This is a genomic window from Acinetobacter sp. KB005 (assembly GCF_049949095.1).
GTDB classification, from domain to species: Bacteria; Pseudomonadota; Gammaproteobacteria; order Pseudomonadales; family Moraxellaceae; genus Acinetobacter; species Acinetobacter calcoaceticus.
The window spans coordinates 3,207,725-3,233,815 of sequence record NZ_CP188191.1; the positions used below are offsets into that span (position 1 = coordinate 3,207,725).

A 26,091-nucleotide genomic window follows, 5' to 3' on the forward strand; every position below is an offset into this window, starting at 1 on the left:
ACACATAAGGCACTTACGAGATATTTCATGTGTGCCTCTTTAAAGAGATGTTTGCTTACCGTTAATATTCAATGAAATATTATATTTATGATCCGCTTGAAATTTAAAATCAGGGCTAATATTAAAATTTCTTGCTTTGCCAGCAAGAATATAACCATTCACCGTATTTACTTTAATGGCATAGCTTTTATTTTCTGTTACATCAACAAGTGTTAAATTATTTAAAAGTGCATGTCGATTGCCAACATTGCTAATCATAAGAGAAGAATTATTTTGTTCTTGTTGTATCGACCAAGTAAGTTTAGTAATTGCATCTTTATTTACGACAAATAGAGGCAATGACGAACGTAGTAGTACGTTAATCCCTTGATCCGCTTTACGGTTATCAATCGGTTTTGGTAGTTCATCAATAATAATACGGTATGTTTGTTCACCAGAAACTGGCGCTGGATTAATTCTAACCACACGTAAGTTATAGGAATCATTAGGTTGTAATTTTAAAAACGGTGGGCTAACCGCGATCTCATCTGTAGGTATTAATTGATCTTGCCCAGCATTTTGGCGCCATTCAAATACACGTACCTGCAAATCAGTACTTTCATTTGACTGGTTATATAAACTGATTGAGGACGCCGATTGATCATTTAATATTTCAATACTTACAGGCGAAAGACGAATTGATGCAGCGTTCAGCATACTAGGCAAAAATAACAATAAACTTGTAATAACAAAGATATTTTTTCTCATGATTTGCCCAGAACTACTCTTCTCAAATTAGGCTAGCTCTCTCAATCAAGAGCTAGCAATGACACAATAAAACTTATTAAAAATTAATAAGTCACTGTTACAGTTACAGTGTCAACATAGCTACCTGCACTTGGCAAAGTTGAGCCAGCTGGGATACGACCATAGACGTTAACTGCTTGTGGCGCACCAGTACCAGTACCACTATATGCAGTAGTTGAAATACCAATCGCTGTTGCACGGTTAGTATCAGAGAAGAGGTTGTAAGGAATAAATTCGTTGCTTGTTGCGCCACCAATCATACGACGTTGGGTAGTTTGAGCATTTTTGCCGGCATCAAAAGCCAAAGTCCATGGCACAGTGTTATTACATAAAACTTTGATGGCAGTACCACCTGTCGTTGTAGTGTCTGCATCGACGTTGCTAGCAAGAGAACTTAAAGTACCAAAATCTAAAACTGCGTTAGCTGTTGTACCTGTAGCTGAAGTATTCAATACACAGCTATTTGTAATTGTTGCTTTAACAGTTAAGGTGCCTGTTGCTGTTGCAGCATTTGCGGCAGTGATAGACATTAAACCCATAGCAATTGCTGGTAAACAAATGAGAGACTTTTTCATGGTAAAAAACCTTTTTTACATTACGCCAATAAAATTAATAGATGTAAAAACTAGCCTTCCCCATCACAATCACTAGCTTTTCTGATTGTTTTTTCAAAGCGTTATTTTTTTACTCTACTGACCGCGCATAATACAAAAAAACAACAAAAAGACTAACATAAGTTTCATTTTAAATATCAATTAACAATTCAACTTCTGATGAATTTCTCAATTAGAAAAATTTTTATGATTTATCACACTTTTTATATCAATTTTCGATACTTCTTATTGAACTTTTATTAGTTTTACTAAAAAAATGATAGTTTTTCATTAGTTAAAATTTACCATCACTTTTAGCCTTTTATAATTTTTTAACCATTGGTCAAAAAAACAAGTGCAAAAATTAAGCTACTGATTATTCTATATATTTTAAATGAATAAGAAAATAATATTTTATGAATAAGAAATCTAAGTAACTTATAACAGTTCTAGGATTTTTAGTAATTAAAACCACTTTTCACCTATCAAAAGAAGTTAGCGTTAGCTTAACTATTTCTAAAAATTAGATGAAAAAATAAGCCCAGAAATCCACCAACCATAGCAAAACCTAACTGTATATAGGCTTTGCCATACCAAGCCAGTTTCCTAAATTGATAGTCTGCACTGCTAGAGTTGATGACAAACATATTCCTCATATCCCAACTATGAAATCCTTTAGGTCTTTCAGCAAAAAAATCTAGAATAGGCGTAAACCCTAAAACAAATAAAATCCCCAGTAAGGGATAAAAGATATATCCCGGAAAGATAGGATTATTCTTTCGTTCCATAGAGTCAAAGATGATAGCCGCAGCTACTAACAAACTTTGTATTAGAGTTACCTTTTTGAAAGTATCCAGATCAAAACCTAAATAGAACATTAAAGTTAAGAAAAAGACTCCAGTTAGAAGAATAGAGCATATTAATAATTTCCAATTCATTTCAGTCCTTAAATAATTTTTAGAATCTTATATAGTTGTAGTAATGTCTATTAAAAAATATTATTTCAATTTATTTATATTAGCAAAGAATAATTAAATAGCACACTCTCAATTAAACCCAAAAATGTACAAATAGCATTCAAACAATTTTTTCATTTTTAAATAAATCTAAATTTAATTCTAGTTTATATATAGGTTTTGAAAAATGATTTAACAAAATATATTTTTCAGCACAACTAAACATTTATAAAATCCATTAATTTTATAATTTATCTTAATGCAAAAGCTTCAGATTAAATATTATTTATAGTCAAAATAATTTCTATTTAAAAATATATTCCTAAATCAAGCGAACCTTTGAATGTACTCTTTCTTGTCCCCTAAAACTAACAATTCCATACTTGTAGTTTCACTTGCTTCTTGGCAAGGTATGTGCCAGTAAAACATTAGGAATTTGTTCCAATATGGCGAGTCCAGCACAAATCATTCGACATAAATTTCTCAATACATTTTTTTCACGCCATTCTCTCTGGTTCTTATGTATTTTTACTGCGCTCAGCATTACATGGTTTCGCACCGTATATACCCCTCATAGTATCTATTATTTTATTTCAGATACTCTACTTAACGGTTTATGGGTGCTCACGGGTGCACTAAGCTTGTTAGGCCTTTATGATGTTTTGCAGAATAAACATTCAATTTTAAGAAACTACCCAATTATGGGGCATTTCCGTTTTTTGTTTGAAGATATACGCCCAGAAATTCGTCAATACTTTATTGAAGCGGATCAAGATGCTCTGCCCTTTTCTCGTATGCAAAGAAGTCTAGTTTATCAACGCGCTAAAAATGAAAATGCAGATAAACCTTTTGGTTCAATCATTGACGTTTATCAAGAAAACTATCGCTTTATTGTCCACTCAATAAGCCCTTGCCCACCAGCAGATCCAAAGAGTTTCCGTATTCAGGTTGGTAATGCTCAATGCCTTCAACCTTATAGCGCATCAATCATGAACATTTCTGCCATGAGCTTTGGTAGTTTAAGTGCCAACGCAATTCGTGCGTTAAATAAAGGTGCACAGTTAGGTGGGTTTTATCATGATACTGGCGAAGGTAGTTTAAGCCCTTATCATCTGGAAAATGGCGGAGATATTGTTTGGCAAATTGCCAGTGGTTATTTTGGGTGTCGTACCGTAGATGGGAAATTTGACGAGCAAAAGTTTGCCAAACAATCCCAATTACCACAGATCAAGATGATTGAACTGAAGCTTTCCCAAGGTGCCAAACCGGGCCATGGTGGTATTTTACCTAAACATAAAATTACCGCAGAAATTGCCGAAATCCGCGGCGTTTCTCGCGATCATGACTGTATTTCTCCTGCAAAGCATTCTAGTTTTTCTACCCCAATTGAAATGATGCATTTCTTACAGAAGTTGCGCACATTATCTGGCGGGAAACCAGTTGGTTTTAAACTGTGTATTGGTCAGCCTTGGCAATTTATGAGTATTGTTAAAGCAATGCTTGAAACAAAAATTGTTCCTGACTTTATTGTGGTTGATGGTTCTGAAGGCGGTACAGGTGCAGCACCAATTGAGTTTAGCGATAATATTGGTACGCCATTACGTGAAGGCTTGCGCTTTGTCCATAACACACTTGTCGGTGCAGGGCTAAGAGATCAAGTTAAGATTGGTGCGAGTGGTAAAATCATTAGTGCATTCGATATTGCCAGTACTTTTGCACTAGGTGCAGATTGGGTTAACTCAGCACGTGGTTTCATGTTTGCTGTTGGGTGTATTCAGGCACAAAGCTGTCACACTAACCAATGCCCTGTAGGTGTTGCAACCCAAGATAAAGACCGCCAAAAAGCAATTGATGTACCGACCAAATCAGAACGAGTATTTAACTTTCATAAAAATACCTTGCATGCATTATCAGAAATGATTGCTGCGGCTGGTTTACGTCACCCTTCTGATATTAAAGCCCATCATTTGGCTCAGCGAGTAAACGACCGTGAAATTAAGAACTATGCTCAATTGCATTTTTTCTTAAAAGAAGGTGAACTTTTACAATCTGAACTTAATAACGACGATGATAATTTTTATTATCGGATGTGGAATATGGCTGATGCCAATCATTTCTAATTTATATCAAGCCTATAATTTGAGCATTACATTCATAGTGTGATGCTCTTCCATATTTAAAAATAATATGTGATTTTTGATTAAATTCCACTCTCTTTTTAATTTGTATTTAATCGATTTTTCACCTAATATAAAAGTATAAATAACGTACACACTTTAATTTTATTTAATAAAAATTTTTTAATGCTTATAACAAGAAGGTATCTCATCATGTTGAAAAAAACATTCATCTCTTCTTTTGTCGCACTAGCAATAGGTTTAAGTAGCTATGCTGTTGCTTGTACACGTGCCGTATATTTAGGTAATAACCAACATATTATTACTGCTCGCTCGATGGACTGGAAAGTTGATACGGGTACAAATTTATGGATTATGCCAAGTGGCATTGCTCGTGATGGTAGTGCAGGCTCCAATTCAATAAAATGGACATCTAAATATGGAAGTGTGATTGCTACAGGTTATGAAGTTTCCACAACAGACGGCATGAATGAAGCTGGATTGGTTGCCAATATTTTATGGTTAGTAGAATCTCAATATCCGGATATAAAAAAATCTAATAAACCATTACTAAGCATTGCTGCTTGGGCACAATATGTACTCGATAATTTCGCAACTGTAGATGAGGCTGTTAAAGCCTTAGAAAAAGAACCTTACACCATTGTTACCGACAATGTTCCAGGTGAATCAAGGCTTACCACCCTGCATTTATCTATTTCTGACAAAACAGGTGATAGCGCAATTATTGAATATATTGACGGAAAGCAGATTATTCACCATAGTCGCAGCTATCAGGTCATGACTAACTCGCCTACTTTCGATAAACAACTTGCACTTGCCGAATATTGGAAACAAATTGGTGGAACGATCATGCTCCCTGGTACAAACCGAGCATCTGATCGCTTTGCACGTGCATCATTTTATATTAATGCAATTCCTAAAAATGATGATAGTAAACAGGCTCAAGCCTCTGTATTTAGTGTGATTCGAAATGCGTCTGTTCCCTATGGACTAAATACTCAAGAAGAACCTAATATCTCTTCAACTCGTTGGCGAACTGTAGCCGATCATAAACAGCTGCTCTATTTTTTCGAGTCTGCCCTATCACCAAATGTGTTTTGGGTTGACTTAAAAAAGATTAATTTTAAAGATGGTAAAACGCGTAGACTTGATTTAGGGCCCGATCAAAGCCATATCTATGCAGGTGATGCTACTTCTTCATTTAAAATTGCAAAACCATTTGTATTTTTAAGCCCAACTACACGTTAATTTATGTCAAAATTATTGGCCTTAACATAAATAATATTAAACATACTATCTTGGAATTTATATGATGAAGAAATCTCTACTCTTATTGGGTTCTTGTCTACTTACAACGGCTTGCAGCACCACACAATTTGGTACAGATAAAGCAACAGCTCCTACAGTTGTAAAGACAGCTGGTCAGCTCAACTGTTTACCAACTGAATTATGTCCTAGTTTGCTCGTTAAATGGAACGAGAATCAAAAAGATCAGCTCCGCGTAGATGTTCATTTAAGTAGTAGTTATAACTTTTATGATATTAACGAGTTAACATTTGATATTGATGGGAAGCGATTTACTTATCAGCCCGCTCAAGCGACTGAAAAAACGAATGTAAGTCGATTAGTACCTAAACATTCAACGACTTTCTTTATTATTCCAAGCCAATTCTTAAAAGAGTTTAAAAATGCTCAAAATGTAAACGTTTTGATAAAAACGGATAAAGGAACGATTGAACGCAATATGTATAGTCCACAAAAACAATCTTCAGTTTATAAAAACTTTATGCAGCTTTATCAAAATTCAAAATAAAGCAGATAGATTGAGTCATACATCTATCCAAAATTATTGGATAGATGCATTATTTTTTAATAATAAAAATGTTTTGGTTTCGCATGTAAAAAGGCTGGAATCAATCCTGTTAAAGCCGCACGTATATCTGCACGTTCATTAATTAATTGATGTGAACCTTCTTCGAGCATTAATAGCGTTTGGAGCCTAAATTTACGACGAATAAATTCAATGTTGTAACGCCAATCAACCGTTTGATCGAGAGCACCTTGTGCAAGCCAGACAGGAATACGGCAAGCGGGCCGCTCTTCCATTTCTTGCATCCATTTTGACATTGCCAAAATCCAGTCCATCCCCATCATCCGAGGTTGCAACGGATCTTTTAAGCGAATAAACCGTAAGAATTCAGGATTATGATTATTACGTCTAAAGTGTCTTGGTACTTGACGCTTAATACGGCGAATAATGCCTAACCCGACCGGATTATGCCACCATGCGGTTTTTGCAGGGCGAATCAAAGGAGAAAGTAATAAGACTCTATCTACAATCGGATCCTGGCGTTTTTCAGCATATTCTAATAAATGATGCATCCAAATTGCCCCGCCCGTGCTTTGTCCAATTCCCACCCAAGGTTTAGGCAACTGATCTGCATGTTTCACATATTGATAAACAGCCATCAAAACTTGTTGATAATGATCAAAATTTTGAATACTTGCTGGTGAACCATTGCTCAAACCATGCCCTGGTAAGTCGTAGGTAATAACACTAAAACCTTGTTCAAGAATTTCACGAATGATAGGCTGATAAATACCGCTATGCTCAAGATAGCCATGTAGCAAACAGACGGTACCTTGTATTTTGTCTATTTTAGGTTTGAAAACCTGCACATGTAAGCGAAATAAAGGCATTTGAACATAGCCCTGCCAATGGTCACATTCAAGTAAATGCAAACCATACAATTTGCGGTAGGCAAGCAAATCTCGCGATGGTTCCTCTAATGTATTTAAATTGAGTGGACTTAAAACCTGTGGCGTAAGATCACGGTTGGGAACCGGCAAATCTAATTGTTTTAATACGGCAGGATTGAGAAATGGGATATCTGACATTAAGGTACCTCTCGACAATCACTTGAGCCAAACAACATGTCGCGAATTGTCGCAAGTAATTCATAATTCGCACGACGACTATGGTCATAATTTTGTTGATTAGGCTGCCAACGGGTAAGCGTTGTCGGCATTTGAGCTACCACAGGAATTGTTTCTATGCCATTTAAAGCAAATAGTCGGCGTGTACGCGGCATATGGTATTCATCTGTAACCAGCATGACCGTCGGTGCTCCACCCTTTTTCTGAAGCAATAAAGAGCTAAAACGTGTATTTTCACAAGTATTCATACTACGCTTTTCTAATAGCTTTGCGTCAACACCGCGCTCTTTTAACCAAGCTTGCATATAGGGTGCTTCTACACCGCTAAGCACAATCGGGAGATGATTTTGTTTTTCAACTTCTAAAGTTTTTTCTAATCGCAAACGCGTATAGCCATTAACAACAATATCCTTACCATTTTTATCTAAAGTTAATCCTCCACCCAACACAACAATTGCATAAGGTTCTGATAAGTTTTTAGGTTGCACTGGTAATGGATTTTTACGCACATATTCGATTTTCTGTTCAGGTTCACTAACAGCTTTTTGATGCTCTGGTACCACAGGTTTTCTTGCTAAAAACTCAGTATATTGCTCTGTAAGTGCTTTGTTTTCCGAACTATTAATAAAGAGAGCTTCATCAATAGGAGCACTTGCTTCATCGGCAGCATCAATTTCTGAGTTTTTAACTACTAAAGGAACCGTTACGGAAGCGGCTGCCTCTGAATCTTGTTCCTTTTCTTCTAAAAGAATAATTTGCTGCAAAGCCTTATAGTTTTCTTGAAGATAGGTCAGATCTGTTGTCTTTTTTTCACGTAAAGCTTTTTCAGTCAGCTTTAAATATGCTTGACGAGCAATCCATAGATTCGAGCCTGGTTCTAAATTATCATGCTCGCTTAATGCAGCCTGTCTCTGGCTTTCAGCAGCGACTTGATTAACATCAACCGGTACAAAATAATTAAGTCCAGCTACAATTAATTTTGAATAAAACGGCGAATATAAAAAAACCACGAAACAGCCCAATAGTAAAAATAGCACGGTGACTACTTGTACTAAACGTACCATTAAGTGTACTTGTGGCATAAAACTATTCCGTATGATTTTCAATTAAACCTAAACTGTTATAAAGCACAGGCTCTGGTTCTAACATAATATGGAAATGCTGATCAACATCATGTTGTACAGCCTGATAAGTTTTCTTTACATCAGTAAGAGATGCATTGGCATAATTGACCAAAACCAATGCCTGTTTATGAAACATACCCACCATATCAAGTTGTTTACCTTTCCAACCCACCTGATCAATTAACCATCCTGCTGCAATTTTAACGTTTCCACTGGCTTGAGGATAATGTGGAATTGTTGAGAATTGTGTGACTAAACGCTCAAATTCCTGAGGATTAACTATCGGATTTTTAAAGAAACTTCCCACATTTGGATATTCTTTTGGATCAGGGAGTTTACTTTGACGAATATGAATGACTTGATTTTGTAAGTTCTCGGCAGTCTGATTATCTCCAACTGCTTGCTTCAAATCACCATAGTTAAGCTTTAAATGGGGATGTTTAAGCAATTTAAAAGTCACATGCGTAATGATGTAACGGTTCGGATCATCTTTAAAAATACTATGACGATAGGCGAAATGGCAGTCTGCTTCTAAAATTGTCTGAGTTTCTTTTAATTTACGGTCATATACTTGTACCGACTCAATAAACTCACCTACTTCTACTCCATAAGCACCAATATTTTGTACTGGTGAAGCACCAACTAAGCCTGGAATAAGTGCGAGATTTTGCAAGCCAAACCAATTTTGTTGAGTACTGTATAAAACGAAATCATGCCAGACTTGGCCTGCACCGACCTTAACTCGAACAAAATCATCATCGTTCGATAAAACTTCGATACCTTGAATATCTAGATGAATAACCAACGCATTGATCTGTTGCGGCAGTAGCATATTACTACCGCCCGATAGTACAAGTACATTTAAATTATGCTGCTCAGCAAAACCCAAAGCTTCCTCAATATCCTGAATAGTTTGGATTTTGGTGTAGTGAGACGCTGTTGCATCTAAACTCAAAGTATTGAATGGCTTAAGCTGTACATGATTTTGAATTTGCATCGTATTGAAAAACCTATTCTTAAACATTCAATTGTTTTTTTAAAATATTTATCCACGCCAAACTACTGGACTCGCATTGATTGAGTACACGTTCAAAGCCCTCAGCTCCGCCATAATAAGGGTCAGGCAAGGCTTGTTGTGGATATTGGGGATCATGCTCGCTCATTAAAGCTACTTTTGCCCGAATTTGATGAGTGCCAAACTGAGAAACCGCACTTTGTAGCATGTCATGAATATCATCAAAGTTTTGATGATCCATTGCCAAAATCAAGTCAAATTCTAAAAAGTCTTGAGTTGAAAGCTGTCTTGCACGTAAAGAAGATAAGTCATAACCTCTTTTTTTAGCGTGCAGCTGACTTCGCTGATCTGGTGCTTTGTTTGGATGATAATTACTCGTTCCAGCAGAATCGACAAGTATATTGAGTTGATGTGCTTCACAATAATGTCTAAAAACCACTTCAGCCGTGGGAGAACGGCAAATATTTCCTAAACAGACACATAACACCTTATATTGTGTTTCCATTAGAAATTACTTCCAAACATTTGAATTACATCGAAATAAATATGGTGCATGCAACATCCTGACAAAACTATAAATTATTGTCAGAATTGAATTGACCATTGTGACGTGTTGCATTTTGTCAAAACTCACAAGGCTTGAAAAGGAAAATAATGTTTATCAATAGATTAAAAGTTGATAAATCAGTCGACAAACGATCTGATCTTCTAATTTTCAAGAAAATAATAAAGCCCTCATCAGAGTGCTTTTACACAAAGGAATAACTTTTTTATATTATTTTTTTCTGTTCATTTCACTTTTTATTTAGATGTAAAAAAGCCCAATATTATGGGCTTTTAAGTAAAACTTGGATAAAAATCATTTATTTTTAAAAAGTTTATCCGTCATTTTTCTATCAACTTTACTACGATGTCCATTCTCAAAGTATCGATCAACATGGCATAGTTTTGTTTTGGTATCACAGAACACACCATTTGAGAGTGTGAATGCTGAAGTATCAAAATCACCTTGAGAGAATGCTTTGTTTGCTTTGTTAGTTCCTAAGTATTTGGCTGTAAGTTTTTTAGATACACCTTTCTTATCAGCGCAGATATATTTGTCACAAATTACACCATTTTTAGGTGAATAGACGCTAGAGCTGGTTTTCGCCATTACTGCTGAGCTAAGCATTAAACAAGAGCATCCAATAAGACTAAGTACAGTTTTAGAAATTTTCACTTTTGAACCGAATAAAATTATAAATTGTTAGGGCATTATATGAATTAGTAGTCTTCAGGAAAATCTATTAAACAGTATAAATAACAAAAAGCCCACCTTTCCATAAACATTTAAATACCTTGCGTGATCTCCGCCTACCTTCCCCCTCCTACCATATGAAAGTAGTGCATATCTCATACAACACTCAACATAATCACTTCAGAACTACTTTATTTTAAAGTGTCTTATGCTAAGTTACTTAAAGATTGAATCCTAAAGAACCCTTCTACAATAATGTTCAAAAATAAGGAAATAACGTATATGAGCCATTTTCAATTTCAAACCGTTCCAAATATCATCTCAGGCTTAGGCTCTATACAAGAATTACAGAATGTTTTGTCTTCAAAAGCTTACCGTAAGTTATTACTCGTCACCGATGCGGGAATGATCAAAAATCAATTACATCTTCCCATCATTCAAATTTTAGATATGCTTAATATTGAACATGTCATTTATGCAGATGTTCAAGCTGACCCACCAGAACAAGTGGTATTAGATGCAGCTAATTATGCAAAACAGCAAAATGTAGATGCCATTATTGGTTTTGGTGGTGGTAGTTCTTTAGATGTTGCAAAAGTAATTGCCTTGCTCGCACACCCCGACCAGACTCAAAGTTTGCAAGATATGTATGGCGTAAATCAGGTAACCACAGCTCGCCTTCCGCTTATCTTAATTCCAACTACAGCTGGTACAGGCTCGGAAGTCACTCCAATTTCAATTGTGACCACGGGCGAGACAACAAAAATGGGGATTGTCTCTCCGGCACTGTATGCAGATACCGCTATTTTAGATGCCACGTTTACACAAAATCTTCCAGCACATATTACTGCCGCAACAGGTATTGATGCGATGGTGCATGCCATTGAGGCATATACCTCTAAGCATAAAAAGAATATTTATACTGATATTTTAGCCAAAAATGCTTTGAAGTTACTGAACCATAACTTACCGAAAGTTCTTAAAAACGGTAATGACCTAGAAGCAAGGCAAAATATGCTGTTCGCCTCGATGCTTGCAGGTCAAGCATTTGCAAACTCACCCGTTGCCGCTGTGCATGCTTTAGCTTACCCACTTGGCGGGCATTTTCATTTATCGCATGGGCATACTAATGCCTTAGTGTTGGTAGAAGTATTAAAATTTAATGCACCAAATGCAAAAAAATACTATGCGGAACTGATGCAATGGCTAGATCCATATAGTAATGGCAGCACAGATGGTTTGTGTGATCTGTTTATTGACCATATGCAAAACCATTTAGATCGTAGTGGTTTGGTCTTAAAGCTTAGAGATTTGAATATTGAAGAGTCTAGTCTACCTAAGCTTGCTCAAGATGCCATGCTACAAACTCGCTTGCTACAAAATAACCCTCGTGACATGACAGAAGCTGCTGCTTTGGCAATTTATCAGGCGATTCATTAATGACTAAACCAGTTTTAAAAAACCGCGATCAATTTAAGTTCTTTTTAGATATTCAAACGCGCTGGGCAGATAACGATATCTATGGTCATGTGAATAATGTGACTTACTATAGCTATTTTGATACGGCAGCAAATGCTTTACTCATTCAAAAAACAGGTTTTGATATTCATCAATCACAATCAATTGGCTTAGTGGTCGATTCAGCTTGTAGTTTTTTTCAGGAATTATCTTTTCCCGAAATTATTCAGGTAGGTGTTTCGATTGGTAAAATCGGTAACACTTCACTGCGCTATGAACTAGCCATCTTTAAACAAGGCCAAGAGCAAGCTTCAGCTCAAGGACATTTTGTGCATGTCTTTGTTGATCGCGAAACGCGTAAGACTGTTCCAATTTCTGAGTCTACTCGTGACGTTTTAGAGAAATTTTTATTATAAAAAAATGAGGCAAAAAGAAAATGCGTTGTTCTTTTTGCCTCTTCATTATTTAGATCATCTCAGGATCACTAAAAGAGTCCTCACCCGTTTCAACTCGACCAGCAAAGCGTCGGTAATAAGACACATCACTTTGGCATGTGATTTCAAAATCGTACCAATGCCCTACGTCAGCCAAAGCCCAGTGCTGCTTAACAACTTGACCAGCTTTTACGGTGAGTTGTAATGGAGCATCCTGTCGATATGCACACGGTTTTACAGTCAATATTGCATCCTTAGCCCCGTCATTCATAAGCTCTACATAAACATCACCATTAGCAATGTCATAACACACTCGAATTTCAGGTTTAATTCCACTATCGACAATACGTTGAGTATCTCCTTTAAAATGACGATGATAACCATTTGGGCCTAACACCCATAAATCATAGCGACCTAAGTTATCTTTTAAAGCATCCCATTCATCATCTAAGGTTTTATTCGGCTCTACAATATAACGCTTTGGAATACGGTCGAGATTGAGCTTGTCATATACATGAAAAACCGCCGCTTGCTGACCTGTATTAGAGAAAATCAATTGCACCTTTCCATCCGCTTTACAACGCGCACTGGTATGCAACTCATAAGGCAATGCTCGTGACAGACGTATACCACTTTGCTGAATCGGTAACTTGCTATCTGTTGGTACTGGAACAGCAGGTAAAGCTTCTTGATTTTCTCTTAACTCATCTGCCTGTAAACGTGTTTGTTTTCCATTGAGCTGTGGTAAAACATCTGCATTTGGTGTTTTAAAGTTAAATGCACTAGTTAAATCACCACACACCGCACGGCGATATGGACTGATATTTGGCTCTTTTACACCGAAACGTTTTTCTAAAAACATGAGCACAGAAGTATGGTCAAATACTTGTGAATTCACCCAACCACCACGGCTCCATGGAGAAATCACATATAACGGAACACGAGGCCCTGGCCCATAAACGCGCCCATCAGGTGTAGGCTGAGAATGGCTTCCCTCTGGTGCAGCATGATCAAAATATTCATCCTGCATATCGGCACTACTTAATGTTGATTTACCTGCGTATTGACCATTTTTAAGTCGAGATGGCGCAGATGGTGATGGTACGTGGTCAAAATAGCCATCATTTTCATCAAAATTGATAATCAGTGCTGTTTTACTCCAAACCTCTGGCACAGCAGTTAATGCATCAATAATTTCTTGAATAAACCACGCCCCTTGAACTGGGCTTGAAGGGTCTGGATGTTCACAATAAATTGAGGGTGCATTAATCCAAGAGACTTGCGGCAATTTTCCTTCACGAATGTCTCGTTTAAAAGCATCAAGATATTCTTCAGGTTTATTGCCTGGTAAAGTATTTGCAATGCCCTTATATAATGGATTTTTTGCATTATCAGTCGCAGCTTCATAAGCTTTATACGGTAATTTTTGTCCCGTGTCGGCATAGGGTTTGTTCGGTTCACCACCACTTGCAACCGGATAGCCAGATGCGATATTTGCCTTTCTAAATGAGCGGAATGCACCAAGCATATTATCGCCCCATTCATCTGGCATATTTTGATAACAAATCCAGTTAACACCAGCTTCTTCCAAACGCTCGGCATAGGTCTTCCATGTATAACCTCGATCTGCCGTGGCTGGATTACCATCAATCCAGTCCCATTCATTATTTACAAATGAACGCTTGGTAGGTGTTGCCCCATTGGTCCCAGTTAAATGAAAAGATCGGTTCGCATCTGTTCCAGTGTGCATAGAGCAATGGTAGGCATCACAAATCGTAAAAGCATTTGCAAGCGCAAACTGATATGGAATTTCTTTTTCTTTAAAATAGCCCATTGATATATCGGTTTTATGGGCTGGCCAATTCGCCATACGTCCATTGTCCCATGCTAACTGACTGTCATTCCATGTATGAGGCGTACCATCTGCTCGCTGTGCATTATTGGCTGTACCATCTAAATGAAATGGCGTTAAAACTTGCCCGTTATTTCTGAGTTGCTCCCATACACGGCGGCCACTTGGTAAAGGAATCGTAAAACGATCAGCAAAACCTCGAACGCCTTTTAATGTTCCAAAATAATGGTCAAAAGATCGGTTTTCCTGCATTAAAATAATAACGTGTTCGACGTCTTGAATTGTGCCTGTTTTATTGTTTGCAGGAATTGCCAAAGCTTTTTGAATACTAGATGGGAAAGCCGCCAATGCCGCAGCACCAAAGCCCATATTTAAAGAGTAATTTAAAAATTTACGACGTGTAATCATGATCAGGTTCTTTTTATTATTTAAGTTTAAGGAGCACAGCGCATTACAGGTTTTTTACCTGTGTCTGGTGCATTTGAATTATCATTTGATGAGTCGTTACAACCACTCAGCAAAAGTGCGCTGATCAATAAAAAATATGAATATTTAAAAGAAGTTATTCCTGCGTATTGCCTTTTCATGTCTATGTACAATCCATTTAAAATCTAAAATGGCTAACATAGAAAAGTACAATGACAGTGACGTGACCTGAATGTTTCAATCCCGTGAAAAAGCATGGAATTGTATAATTTCCATGCTCATCACAGGGCTAAAAAGTTAAGGCTTTAATTGAATATTTTGTAATTCGCCATCAAAGGTCTCTATGAGGCTTTTAATGACTGGCTGTTGTTGTAATAACTCAGCTGCTCTTTGAAAGGCTTTTTCTTTACGCGCACTTTGAATGATATATGGTGTAGCCGTATTTACAGCACCATATTCAACTGTAAATTGGGTATCAGGCCATTGCTCATTTAATGCATCAATAAGACCTTGTTGTAATTGAGTCAACATATTTTCATATTCTTGAGGAATATGGAAAACTGTATTGCCACCAATTTGACCTGTCATCACGCCATGCTGAGCAAGCTCTTGAACGGCTGGAGAGAGTTGACTAGTTCTAAACCAATATTCCCATTTTGCTAGTGTCCACTCGCCTTCTAAGGTTTGCGTAGTTAGCTTCAAAATGTCTTGAGGCATAAGCTGCCCGTTATCAGTTGCACTAACTTCTTTTACAACTTCAACCTTCTCAATCGCCTCTGGGGTTTCCACCAGTAATGGTTGCTCGACAACAGGTTCTAAAGCTAAATCATTAGTAACAGGCGTATCTTGGGTAAGTGAAAAATCAGTGCTAGGCGCTTCAAATAAACCTATAGGCTCAGCAGTAAAAGCTGGTTCAGGTTCAATATTTTTAGCGATGGTTTCAGCCTGAACTTGTACTGACTTTTGTTCTGGTACCGGAATAAAATCTTCTTCCAAAACATTACTTGTTTCTTGAACAGATGCTGACTCAAATCCGATTAACTCATGATGATTTGGGTCAAATACCATTAAATCCTGATTAGACTGAGGTTCAGGTTCAGGTTCAGGTTCAGGTTCAGGTTCAGGTTCAGGTTCAGGTTCAGGTTCAGGTTCAGGTTCAGGTTCAACCATAGCGGGTTGGCTAATAACTTCAACTGGCTGCACAGCACTTACAGGAGCAATATCTTCAGCTGTTTGCTGAACTTGATGATTCACTACAACTTGCTGATTTTGTTGAACAGGCTCTGACACTACAATTTCATTTGGCGTTAGAGGACGGAACGCTAATAAGCGTAAAACGCACATTTCAAAACCTTGTTCTTGCGTCACTGCAAGTTGTAGGTCAGATCGTCCTTTACATGCAATTTGGTAATAAAGCTGTAAATCTTGAGCAGAAATCAGCTTGGACAGTTGCATGATTTTGCGATTGATTTCATCGCTATATTTCAAACTTAAATCAGGCAGATATTGCAAAATTGCCAATTCATGCAATGTCGAAATCAACTGATCAAGTACAAGTGAAACATCAAGTGCTTGATGTCTAAATTGTAATAAAAGCTGACTAACTTTTTCACGTTGGTTCTGATGAATCGCTAAAATCAAATCATAAATAATGGTGCGGTCAATTAGACCGAGCATTTCTTTAACATCTTGATGCTGTACAGCACCCTGACCATAGGCAATTGCCTGATCGGTTAAAGATAATGCATCACGCAATGAACCTTGAGCAGACTCGGCAATTTGCCAAATTGCATCTTGGTCAGAAACAATCTGTTCTTTTTCAAGAATTGCGCCAAGATGCTTTGTAATTTCATCAACAGCTAAAGGGCGCAATGTAAATTGCAAACAACGTGAAATCACCGTAATTGGTAGCTTTTGTGGATCAGTCGTTGCAAATAAAAATTTAACGTGTTCTGGTGGTTCTTCTAATGTTTTTAATAACGCATTAAAGGAATGCGTAGATAACATATGTACTTCGTCAATCAGGTAAACTTTAAAACGACCTTGTGTTGGCGCATATGGAACGTTGTCTAAAAGTTCACGCGTATCCTCTACTTTTGTTCTTGAAGCAGCATCAATTTCAATCAGGTCAATAAAACGGCCTTCGTTTACCGCTTTACAAGTTGCACAGACCTCACATGGTGTAGAGGTTACACCTGTTTCACAGTTTAAACACTTGGCTAAAATACGTGCAATTGTGGTCTTCCCCACACCACGCGTTCCTGTAAATAAATAAGCATGGTGTAGACGACCGCGTTCCAATGCACTGCTTAATGCACGAGAAACATGGTTTTGCCCCACTAACTCATTGAAATTACGTGGACGGTATTTTCTAGCAAGTACTTGATACATGTATGCTCCTTGTTACAGGCATAAGCATACTTTGTTTTTAAAAGAGAGTGAACGCATAAAGCTCATATCCGTACAGATAAACTGCGAACTATACTCTTTTCTCATCTGAACCATTTATTTGACTAAGGGTGATCATGATGTAGCTCTTGATCAGTGACTCCATCATCCATCGTCTGTACCAGCCCTACACCATCTTTAATTTCAGCCGAATAATTTCCTTTTTCGGTAAAAATTTGCATGATCGTATAGTGGTCTTTTTGACTTTGGGTGATGGTAAAGAAATTCTGATTGGGATCTCCTTGATCAAATCTCCCAGTCCACCGAACAATATCTTGATCAACAGGTTCAATCTCTACAATTTTTCCTGTGCGGTTAATGCCGTATTCCAACATTTGAAACTTGACCGTATCGCCCACTTTTTTGAGTTCAATCACATTTGGATCATACTTAATCACCATGCCTTGTCCATTTTTAATCAATGGAAAATTAACATTAGAAGGCAACTGATCTTTTTCTATCTCATTAAAAACAATTTGTTGCTTAGATAATCTTTCTTTCTCTGACGGACTCAGATTCATTGTATTTTGACGAGCAAGACCATTCTGACCTTCAACTCGCTTTAAGCTAACTTCACTTTTCAGGCTATCTGCAGATGACGTTAAAGCAGAAGAACTTTGCTGTGAAAATGCGAGCCAGATGAGAACTGCTAGCGCTAAACAAGCAATAGCAGTTCCTATTAACAATTTATTTTTTTTCATTTTTTACGGCTAAAAATAGAGATTAGTTATATAGAGAAATTTTCTGTGCATTTAGGTTAATAACACTCACCGCATCAATTTTTCCTTCTTCACCCAAACGGACACCATATTTAGGGTTATATAGATACGGGCTCGAATAAAAATTAATATTATTACCTCCCATCGCAGTACTTCCTAAAGGATGGGCAAAGCCTGAACCAATATTAGTTGAACCATTATGGTATAGGCCAAGATTATGTCCCACCTCATGACGCATCGCAGCAAAAGAACAACCTGCAATATCATTTGCACCAATCATGTTATATGAAGATGCATTAATCCATGCCCAACCACAACCGCCATCGCCTGGTTCATTGCCTTGATAATAAACACCATCAGCCAATACACGTTTACGTTCATTTTGTACGGTCGTGTCATCTCGCCCAGTAGAAATCGCTTCTTTTAAAGTTGCAGCAGGTATTTTATAAGTTAAATAGCCCACATCTCTTAAGTAAAAACGAGCATTTGAATTTTCAGCAGTTAAATTCGTTAAATTTACGCCTTCAATCATTCTAAGTTTTGCAGCGCTCTCTCCTAAAATTGAATTTACTTCTGGGCTAGAAACCAACAACATATCAATTGTGTAGCTATCTACTGACCAGCCTTGAGCCGTGTAAATAAAACGGCGATTTTCACCATTTTTAATTGCTGTAGACAAACCATTAGCCGCATTAATAAAGGTGTCTGCCGATGCATTTGACGCAATAACCACCTTATCCCCGACTTGAGCTTTAACTGGTAGTTGCAAGGTTGGCTGCCAATTTGAGGTAGAAAGTTTTACCTTTAAAGTGGGTTGAGTCATATTCGGTAAAATTGCAGGAATTGTTGCCGATGAATCAATCACCTTCGTTGGTGAAGAGATCAGCTGCCAATATCCTTTATCACTGACATACATAAACTCATATTGATCGCCTGTTTTTAGCGTTAAAGTCGCTTGGCTATTAATATTGGTATTATTAATTTTTGCAGACCAAGTCGCCGTAGATTTAATAACAATTCTATCCCGATCATTTGCAGTCGCTGGTAGAGTGAAATTGGATACCCAGTTCCCATCTCCAAATGAAACTTCTGTAAGTGGACTATTTACAACTGCTAAAGATGTTCCAATTTGCTGAACATTTAACTTCTGCGGTTTAATATATTCTGGCACCCATTTTCCTAAAGCAGAATAATATTTAAACCAATATTCAGATCCATTTTTTAATGAGAAACTGCTCGGGAATAGTAAATTTGTTTTATCAATATCCGAGCTTGCACTTGCTGTAGAAACAACTTGTACAGTTGTTCCATCACGTACATCACTCGGTAATGCAATGGTTTGTGCCCATTTGTCATTTTGAATGAGTACTTTTTGTATGGATGCAGTTGTTAACGGTACAACCTCATAGTTAGCACCATTCGTAGGACTCACTGTCGCCAACTGAGCAATCCATTTATTTTGAGCGGTATTAAAGATGAATTGGTAAACATCCCCGCTATTTATCTTCAACACTTCTAACGGAATATTCGTATTAGAAGTATCTAAATAACTACTATAAGCCGCACTAGAGCGAATTGTAATTTTGTCTAAATTATTAGCACTTGCTGGTAAAGAGAGATTTTTGACCCAATTCCCATTTGCTAAAGAAAATTCTAAATCTGAATAACCAGATGGAATTGATCCACTATTATTATTCTGATTGGGTGAAAGTACAGTTGCGGCATATACAAGTGAAGATGCAACAATTGCTCCGATAATGAATGATGTTTTTAATTTTAAATTCACAGCAGCCTCTTTTATTTGTTTTTAGATTTTTCGAATAGCAGATTAACAAACCATTTTTTTATAGTCAATTTTCGATCAATTAATTTTTTATTAAATTTCAATTACATGATCACTGAATCATTTTGAAATAAAAATATGAAACTTATTAAATAATAATTTTTTTATGAGAATTAAATAACTAAAAGATTTCAATATGAGAAAAATATTAAAACGATATTTAAGGATAAAAAGAAAGAAAAATCTCTCTTTTTATCCTTTATTTTAGGCCTCTAATTCACTTTCTTTGGAAAACTAAACCAGACAAATACAGTTAAAAGGAAGAAACAAATGGCTGAGATTGTAAGTACCCAACTGTGTGCATAGCTAAAAGCTTGCTGCGCAACTGCAATTAATTGTCCTCCCAAAGGACTTTCAAGGTTAGAAGCCAACTGCATGGTTTCACCAATCGAAATACTCGCTTTTTCAATTAAGTTCGTCGGGAGTTCCTCTGGCAAAATAATTGAGCGACTATAAAACCAAGACAACATTAGACCAAAAATAGCGACACCTAAACCAGCACCCAACTCATAGGCCATACCTTCAATCGCACCTGCTGCACTCGCTTTGTTTGGTGGTACAGAAGACATAATGGCTGCTGTTGAAGCCAGTAAAGCAATCTCAATGCTAAAACCTAAAAAGACCATACACGTCCATGCTAAAAAATGATCGGTCGAAAAGTTAAGTTGGGCAAGTCCCCATAGACTAAAGCCACTTATTAAAATCCCAACAGTAGATACAAGTCTAAGTCCCCATTTATTTAAACAGATTCCTGCTAATGGACCACCTAAACTAATTGCAATCATAAATGGAATAATAAACATGGCTGCCTGTAATGGAGAAAAGCCATGCACAAACTGCAATTCTTGAGACAAGAGTAATTCAAAGCCAACCAAAGCAATCATTGAAACGACGGCCATAACAATACTGGTAGAAATGACTGGATGTTTAAACAACTCCAAATCAATCATTGGAGTTGTACTTCTTTTTTGACTTCGAATGAAGTGAATTAAAGCACTTACCCCAACCACAAACATGATGACTGTAAGTACTGAGAAGTTATACATGGCTGATTTAATTGAATAGATCAGACTTAAAATTGCCACAACCAACACTAAAGCTTGTCCTAAGTTAATTGGTTGATCGGTTTTCTCTTCCTGTTTAGGAATGATCATGACAATCATGACCAGAACAACCAAAATAATTGGGATGTTGATGAGGAATACTGCTCCCCAATGGAAATGCTCTAGTAAAAAACCACCCACTAATGGACCAAAAGCGGCACCACCGCCCCCTACTGTAGACCAAAGGCCAAGTGCAAAATTCCTTTGCTTTTCTTCGGTAAAAGCATTACGAATGCCTGATAAAGTGGCAGGAATAAGCATGGCTGCCCCTAGCCCTAAAAGAGCACGGGAAGCAATTAAGGCATAGGCTGTTGGTGAAAAAGCAGCTGCCAGTGAACCGACTCCAAAAATTGCAGTTCCAATAAATAATAATTTTTTAAAGCCAATACGATCACCGAGTGCACCCATCGGCAAAATCAAACCCGCCATAATCAGTGAATAAATATCAATGATCCATAAAAGCTGATTAGCAGTTAAATTCAATGCTGCACTTAAAGATGGTGTTGCAACATGCATAACTGTTGCATCAATTGTAACCGGCAAATAAATAAGGACGATGATTGTCAGAATTAACCATTTCTTTTGCATAACGCTCTTCGATATCCAAAACTTGGACATGTGTTCAAATTAAGGTTATTATATACACAACTGGACACTTGTCCAATTTTAAATTTTAATGTAGTTTGTCTCGAATTCAGTCAGGTGAAATAAACATGGCCTATCTTAATCGTGATCAACGCAGAGAAATGATTCTGCAAGCTGCCATGCAAGTTGCTTTGGCTGAAGGTTTTACAGCCATGACGGTACGTAGAATCGCAAGTGAAGCCCAAACCTCTACTGGACAAGTTCATCATCACTTTTCGTCGGCATCTCATTTAAAAGCTGAAGCTTTTTTAAAGCTTATGGAACAGCTGGATGAAATTGAACAAGCTCTACAAACCACTAGCCAATTTCAAAGGCTCTTTATCTTATTAGGTGCGGAAAACATAGACAGACTTCAACCTTACTTACGATTATGGAATGAAGCTGAACTCTTGATTGAACAAGATATAGAAATACAAAAAGCTTATAACTTGGCCATGCAAAGCTGGCATCAAACGATTGTTCAAGCGATTGAAAGTGGCAAAAAAGACGGTGAGTTTAAAACTCTATCTAACTCAACAGACATTGCTTGGCGTTTGATTGCTTTTGTATGCGGTCTAGAAGGTATTTATAAACTTGGATTACAAGGACTGGCTGAAGAAGACTTTAAGCGCCATACAGAAGCGATGATTCGCTTAGAGTTGTTATAAACGTAGAAGCTGGCATTTATTCAAATACCAGCATTTTTGAAAGTACAGAATTTAGAACCAGCCTTTTCGGCCTTTTAAAATTTGGTCGGTACAACGTAAGGCTTCTTGAGTCAGGCCCCACAAACGATAGTCACCCGTTATTGAACCAATCTGAAAGTTATGAGTATAAGCAAAGCTAAGATCACGTTCAGGATCACACCATGCTCCTGAACCATTGTAGCCAATATGCCCAAAACCATTTTTAGCACGCTTACCCATGGTAATGATACGGTGATAACCTAAACGCCAATTCATTGGAATTGGCATAACACGATCACGTGCATAACTTTGAATCGTACTCAATTCTTTAAATACTTCTGGGCGAATCAGTTGCTGTCCATCCCATTCGCCGTGATTTGCCAGCATCGCATAAATTTTGGCAAGGCTACTCGCAGTAAATGTCCCATTTGCTGCCGGAATAACGGCTTGTAATCCTTCATCACTAAAGAAACTAAAGTGCTTCATTCCTTTTGGAATCATGGCATCTTGAAAATCTTGTGGGTCTTGTCCAGTCCACGTAATCATTTTTTCAGAGAGTGAACTTTTGCGCGGCTGCGGCTTTTTTACTTTTTCAACTTGAGTAGATGCTGGTTTTTCTGGTTTCGGTTGAATAATTAGACGTGCTACACGATCTAACTCACTTGCAGGCGTTCCAAAATAAGCGCCATCTAACTGCAACGGTTCGACCAGATATTTTTGCATGAGCTGATATAAAGATTGACCAGTTGCTTTTTCAAGCACGCCACCCACAAGCCAACCAAATGTTAAAGCTTGATAAGCATTGCCCTCTCCCGCGACAAATCTTGGTTTAACAGCCGCGACCACATCTAACATGTGTGACCAGTCGAGCATTTCTCTCGCACTTTCGATGGTATTTCGAATATCAAACATGCCGCTTTGGTGACTCAGCACATGACGCAATGTCATTTGCTCTTTACCATTTTGAGCAAACTCAGGCCAATAAGTCGAAATCGGTTTGTCGTATTCTAACAAACCCTCACTTACTAAAATGTGAGCTAAAGTCGCAAGTATACCTTTACCTGTAGAGTAGCAAACTGCCAAGGTATCTGGTTGCCAAGCTTCAGTTTGTGATTTTAGACCAGTGTAGATATCGACAACTTTCTGGCCTCTAAAATAAACCGCTAATGCAGCTCCACCTTGTCCCGTTCTGGCATCTTGAAGGCGGCTAAACTGGTGAGCTAAATCAATAAAACGTTCATCTAAAATACCGTGATAGTTTTGGGTATCGGCCAGTAAAATCTCTTTAATCACATGAAGTTCCTTGCATTTTTTGTTATTTTGCTCAAAAGCAGCCCAAACATCTGTTCAGGCTGCTGATATTTTTATAATGCTTTTACAGTTCCTGCAACATGCGGTTTTTGTGATTTCGTATTACGAATCAAGAAATCAGTCTTTTTGTCTGCATTGGCAGTTAAAAACTCAACTTTTGAAGGTAAGAACATTGGCAGCTTAAACCACACATCTGCTTCATAAGCATTTGGCAACTCAAGGTTCGCTAGTGCTTTAGCTTTGCTCCACATGCCATGTGCAATTGCTTGCTTAAAGCCAAATGCTTTCGCAGTAATGGCATGAATATGAATTAAATTGAAATCACCTGACACTTTCGCATAACGGCGACCAGTGTTTTCTAAAATATCCCACTGGGCCTTTGGCACATAAGCTGGCACTTGTTCTTCTTTGGCTTTTTCGCCAACTCTTTTCTCGACTTTTTGACGAGATAAATAAGTCGTTAAGCCTTCCATAACTACTTCGTTGCCAACTTTTGCCGTGGTAATAAAGTCAAACTGAACACCTTTATCATGCGGTTTTAGTTCCCCAAATTTACATGACAGGGTTAATTTTTCAGTTACACCAATCGGTCTGGTTTGTTTAATCTGGTTACGAATATGGACTAAGCCTAAAATCGGAAATGGAAAAGCTTCTGCCGTCATCATGTGCATTTGCAAACTTTGCGACAACACAGCCAAATAAATCGCAGGTACAAAGCCATTATTTTTAAAGCCACATACTTCGTTATAAGCTTTTAAATGTTGTTGATCAATCTCAAGACTATCAACCACATATTCAACTTGCGGCAAGATTTTTGGCCCTTTAGGCTTTTTAAAGATTAAACCTTGCACAACTTTTGGATAAGCCAATGCCGCTTTTGGTAGCTGGCTAAAATGACGAGTATTCATACCTAACCTTTTATAATTTATAGATTCTTGAATAAAAAAGGGATGCCCAAGCACCCCTTATCTTTAGCTAAGAGTGCTTAAGCGCCTAACAAGCTTTGACCACACACACGTACCACGTTGCCATTTACGCCTGTAGATGCAGTTGATGCAAACCATGCAATCGTTTCTGCTACATCAACAGGTAAACCACCTTGTTGCATCGAGTTCATACGACGACCGGCTTCACGAATTGCAAATGGAATCGCAGCAGTCATTTGTGTCTCAATAAAACCAGGAGCTACTGCATTAATGGTAATACCATTTTTTAGAATAGGTGCAGTAAATTTAACTAAACCAATCACACCTGCTTTAGATGCAGCATAGTTCGTTTGACCAAGGTTACCTGCAATACCACTAATTGATGATACGCAAACAATACGGCCATTTGCATTTAGACCATCGTTTTCTAACAAGTAGTCATTCACACGTTCAGCAGCAGACAAGTTAATGTTAATTACCAAGTCCCAAAGCTCAGGCTTCATGTTTGCCAAAGTCTTGTCACGAGTAATACCTGCGTTATGAACGATGATATCTAAACCACCTTGTTTTGCAGCAGCAGTTTTAATTTTTTCACCTGCATCGGCAGCTGTAATGTCAATTGCCAATGTAGAACCGCCAATGTCAGCAGCCACACGGTCAAGGTCAGCTTGTTGCTGTGGTACATCTAGACAAATGACATGAGCGCCATCACGTGCAAGCACATGTGCAATTGCTTCACCAATACCACGGCTCGCACCAGTTACTAATGCAGTTTTACCAGCAAGTGGTTTTGCCCAATCAACATCAACAACATCTGCTTTAGAAACACGAACAACTTGACCAGATACATAAGCTGAACGCGGAGAAAGTAAGAAGCGTAAAGTTGATTCAAGGTTTGCAGCAGCACCTTCATCTACATAGACAACTTGAGCGGTAATACCTTTTTTAAATTCTTTACCTACAGATTTGATAAAACCTTCAAGAGCACGCTGAGCAATTGCCTGTTTTACAGTTTTTGCAGTTTCAGGTGTTGTACCAATCACAATAACTCGACCAGAAGTCGCAACTTGACGTGCAATCGGGTTAAAGAATTTATAAAGCTCATTTAATTGTTCTGAGTTTTGAATACCAGAAGCATCAAATACAACTGCTTTAAATTTTGATTCTTTATCGCCAGCATTGAATGGACGTAAATTTAAACCAACTTTTGCAGCGTCTTGTTGTAATGCAACATTATTGCCTACATAGCTGTCCGCATGAATATTGCTAAGTACTTGTGCAATCGCACCAGACAATACACTTGACGGCGCCGCGCCAACCAATACTGCCCCATTCACTACCGGCTGAGCACTTTCAAAACGCTCTAATGCAACTGGTGATGGTAAACCCAGATTTTTAACAACGAATTTACCAATAGGAGATTGTGTAAATGCTTGGTATTGATCAGTCATGATTATTATCTCTCAAAGAAATGA

22 protein-coding genes are annotated in these 26,091 nt (G+C 37.6%); 6 read left to right on the forward strand and 16 right to left on the reverse strand.

Annotation, left to right across the window (positions count from 1 at the left end; genetic code table 11):
- Positions 1–39: 39 nt before the first annotated feature.
- The 3 genes from ACPF64_RS15345 to ACPF64_RS15355 form a co-directional block, all read right to left on the reverse strand.
- Positions 40–747, reverse strand: coding sequence for a fimbrial biogenesis chaperone (locus tag ACPF64_RS15345; RefSeq protein WP_127492266.1), 708 nt, complete (start codon positions 745–747; stop codon positions 40–42).
- 83 nt (positions 748–830) lie between these two features.
- Positions 831–1,361, reverse strand: a complete 531-nt coding sequence (locus ACPF64_RS15350; RefSeq protein WP_017392181.1) for a Csu type fimbrial protein — start codon at positions 1,359–1,361, stop codon at positions 831–833.
- Between the two features lie 524 nt (positions 1,362–1,885).
- Entirely contained in the window at positions 1,886–2,317 is a 432-nt protein-coding gene (locus ACPF64_RS15355; RefSeq protein WP_426454317.1) for a hypothetical protein, read from the reverse strand.
- 464 nt (positions 2,318–2,781) lie between these two features.
- Between ACPF64_RS15355 and ACPF64_RS15360 the strand changes: the two genes are divergently transcribed.
- The 3 genes from ACPF64_RS15360 (at position 2,782) to ACPF64_RS15370 (ending at position 6,286) form a co-directional block, all read left to right on the forward strand.
- Positions 2,782–4,455: an FMN-binding glutamate synthase family protein gene (locus tag ACPF64_RS15360; RefSeq protein WP_003652279.1), complete on the forward strand. Its 1,674-nt coding sequence runs from the start codon at positions 2,782–2,784 to the stop codon at positions 4,453–4,455.
- 210 nt (positions 4,456–4,665) lie between these two features.
- Positions 4,666–5,721 carry a linear amide C-N hydrolase gene (locus ACPF64_RS15365; protein ID WP_426454320.1) on the forward strand — a complete coding sequence of 352 codons (1,056 nt, stop codon included), beginning with the start codon at positions 4,666–4,668 and terminating at the stop codon, positions 5,719–5,721.
- A gap of 61 nt (positions 5,722–5,782) precedes the next feature.
- A complete protein-coding gene (locus ACPF64_RS15370) occupies positions 5,783–6,286 on the forward strand; it encodes a hypothetical protein (RefSeq protein ID WP_347019891.1) in 504 nt (167 codons plus the stop codon).
- 56 nt (positions 6,287–6,342) lie between these two features.
- Here ACPF64_RS15370 and ACPF64_RS15375 read toward each other — a convergent pair whose 3' ends face one another.
- The 5 genes from ACPF64_RS15375 to ACPF64_RS15395 all read right to left on the reverse strand — a co-directional run bounded on the left by ACPF64_RS15375 (position 6,343) and on the right by ACPF64_RS15395 (position 10,720).
- Entirely contained in the window at positions 6,343–7,371 is a 1,029-nt protein-coding gene (locus ACPF64_RS15375; protein ID WP_005039886.1) for an alpha/beta hydrolase, read from the reverse strand.
- Positions 7,371–8,492 carry a YdcF family protein gene (locus ACPF64_RS15380; RefSeq protein WP_426454323.1) on the reverse strand — a complete coding sequence of 374 codons (1,122 nt, stop codon included), beginning with the start codon at positions 8,490–8,492 and terminating at the stop codon, positions 7,371–7,373. The genes ACPF64_RS15375 and ACPF64_RS15380 overlap by 1 nt, the downstream gene beginning before the upstream one ends.
- Positions 8,493–8,496: 4 nt before the next feature.
- Complete coding sequence (gene murB, locus ACPF64_RS15385) at positions 8,497–9,531, reverse strand: UDP-N-acetylmuramate dehydrogenase (protein WP_426454325.1); 1,035 nt, start codon at positions 9,529–9,531, stop codon at positions 8,497–8,499.
- 19 nt (positions 9,532–9,550) lie between these two features.
- Positions 9,551–10,054 (reverse strand): low molecular weight protein-tyrosine-phosphatase, encoded by a 504-nt coding sequence (locus ACPF64_RS15390; protein WP_426454327.1) that lies wholly within the window; start codon positions 10,052–10,054, stop codon positions 9,551–9,553.
- Positions 10,055–10,408: 354 nt separating this feature from the next.
- Complete coding sequence (locus tag ACPF64_RS15395) at positions 10,409–10,720, reverse strand: YcgJ family protein (protein ID WP_426456157.1); 312 nt, start codon at positions 10,718–10,720, stop codon at positions 10,409–10,411.
- A 348-nt stretch (positions 10,721–11,068) separates the two neighbouring features.
- Between ACPF64_RS15395 and ACPF64_RS15400 the strand changes: the two genes are divergently transcribed.
- Together ACPF64_RS15400 and ACPF64_RS15405 are read left to right on the forward strand one after the other, a co-directional pair.
- Positions 11,069–12,226 (forward strand): iron-containing alcohol dehydrogenase, encoded by a 1,158-nt coding sequence (locus tag ACPF64_RS15400; protein ID WP_426454329.1) that lies wholly within the window; start codon positions 11,069–11,071, stop codon positions 12,224–12,226.
- Positions 12,226–12,660 carry an acyl-CoA thioesterase gene (locus tag ACPF64_RS15405; RefSeq protein ID WP_426454332.1) on the forward strand — a complete coding sequence of 145 codons (435 nt, stop codon included), beginning with the start codon at positions 12,226–12,228 and terminating at the stop codon, positions 12,658–12,660. Before ACPF64_RS15400 ends, ACPF64_RS15405 begins: the two co-directional genes overlap by 1 nt.
- A 49-nt stretch (positions 12,661–12,709) precedes the next feature.
- On the opposite strand, the gene ACPF64_RS15410 is transcribed toward ACPF64_RS15405, so the two are convergent.
- The 5 genes from ACPF64_RS15410 to amvA form a co-directional block, all read right to left on the reverse strand.
- On the reverse strand, positions 12,710–14,938 hold the full coding sequence (locus tag ACPF64_RS15410; RefSeq protein WP_426454334.1) for a phosphocholine-specific phospholipase C: 2,229 nt from the start codon (positions 14,936–14,938) through the stop codon (positions 12,710–12,712).
- Between the two features lie 315 nt (positions 14,939–15,253).
- On the reverse strand, positions 15,254–17,347 hold the full coding sequence (locus tag ACPF64_RS15415) for a DNA polymerase III subunit gamma/tau (RefSeq protein WP_426454336.1): 2,094 nt from the start codon (positions 17,345–17,347) through the stop codon (positions 15,254–15,256).
- A 122-nt stretch (positions 17,348–17,469) separates the two neighbouring features.
- Positions 17,470–18,105, reverse strand: coding sequence for a metalloprotease secretion chaperone CpaB (gene cpaB / locus ACPF64_RS15420; protein WP_426454338.1), 636 nt, complete (start codon positions 18,103–18,105; stop codon positions 17,470–17,472).
- Between the two features lie 22 nt (positions 18,106–18,127).
- Positions 18,128–19,909 carry a metalloendopeptidase CpaA gene (cpaA, locus tag ACPF64_RS15425; RefSeq protein ID WP_426454340.1) on the reverse strand — a complete coding sequence of 594 codons (1,782 nt, stop codon included), beginning with the start codon at positions 19,907–19,909 and terminating at the stop codon, positions 18,128–18,130.
- Between the two features lie 269 nt (positions 19,910–20,178).
- Positions 20,179–21,657, reverse strand: coding sequence for a multidrug efflux MFS transporter AmvA (gene amvA / locus ACPF64_RS15430; RefSeq protein ID WP_426454342.1), 1,479 nt, complete (start codon positions 21,655–21,657; stop codon positions 20,179–20,181).
- 125 nt (positions 21,658–21,782) lie between these two features.
- Here amvA and ACPF64_RS15435 point away from each other — a divergent pair, with 125 nt between their 5' ends.
- On the forward strand, positions 21,783–22,361 hold the full coding sequence (locus tag ACPF64_RS15435) for a TetR family transcriptional regulator (RefSeq protein WP_017388168.1): 579 nt from the start codon (positions 21,783–21,785) through the stop codon (positions 22,359–22,361).
- A 51-nt stretch (positions 22,362–22,412) separates the two neighbouring features.
- Here the strand turns inward: ACPF64_RS15435 and ACPF64_RS15440 are convergent, their stop codons facing one another.
- The 3 genes from ACPF64_RS15440 to ACPF64_RS15450 all read right to left on the reverse strand — a co-directional run bounded on the left by ACPF64_RS15440 (position 22,413) and on the right by ACPF64_RS15450 (position 26,067).
- Positions 22,413–23,672 (reverse strand): serine hydrolase domain-containing protein, encoded by a 1,260-nt coding sequence (locus tag ACPF64_RS15440; RefSeq protein WP_426454345.1) that lies wholly within the window; start codon positions 23,670–23,672, stop codon positions 22,413–22,415.
- A 71-nt stretch (positions 23,673–23,743) separates the two neighbouring features.
- Positions 23,744–24,598, reverse strand: a complete 855-nt coding sequence (locus tag ACPF64_RS15445) for a MaoC family dehydratase (RefSeq protein ID WP_426454347.1) — start codon at positions 24,596–24,598, stop codon at positions 23,744–23,746.
- Positions 24,599–24,675: 77 nt separating this feature from the next.
- Positions 24,676–26,067: a 3-oxoacyl-ACP reductase gene (locus tag ACPF64_RS15450; RefSeq protein WP_017392163.1), complete on the reverse strand. Its 1,392-nt coding sequence runs from the start codon at positions 26,065–26,067 to the stop codon at positions 24,676–24,678.
- Positions 26,068–26,091: the final 24 nt, after the last annotated feature.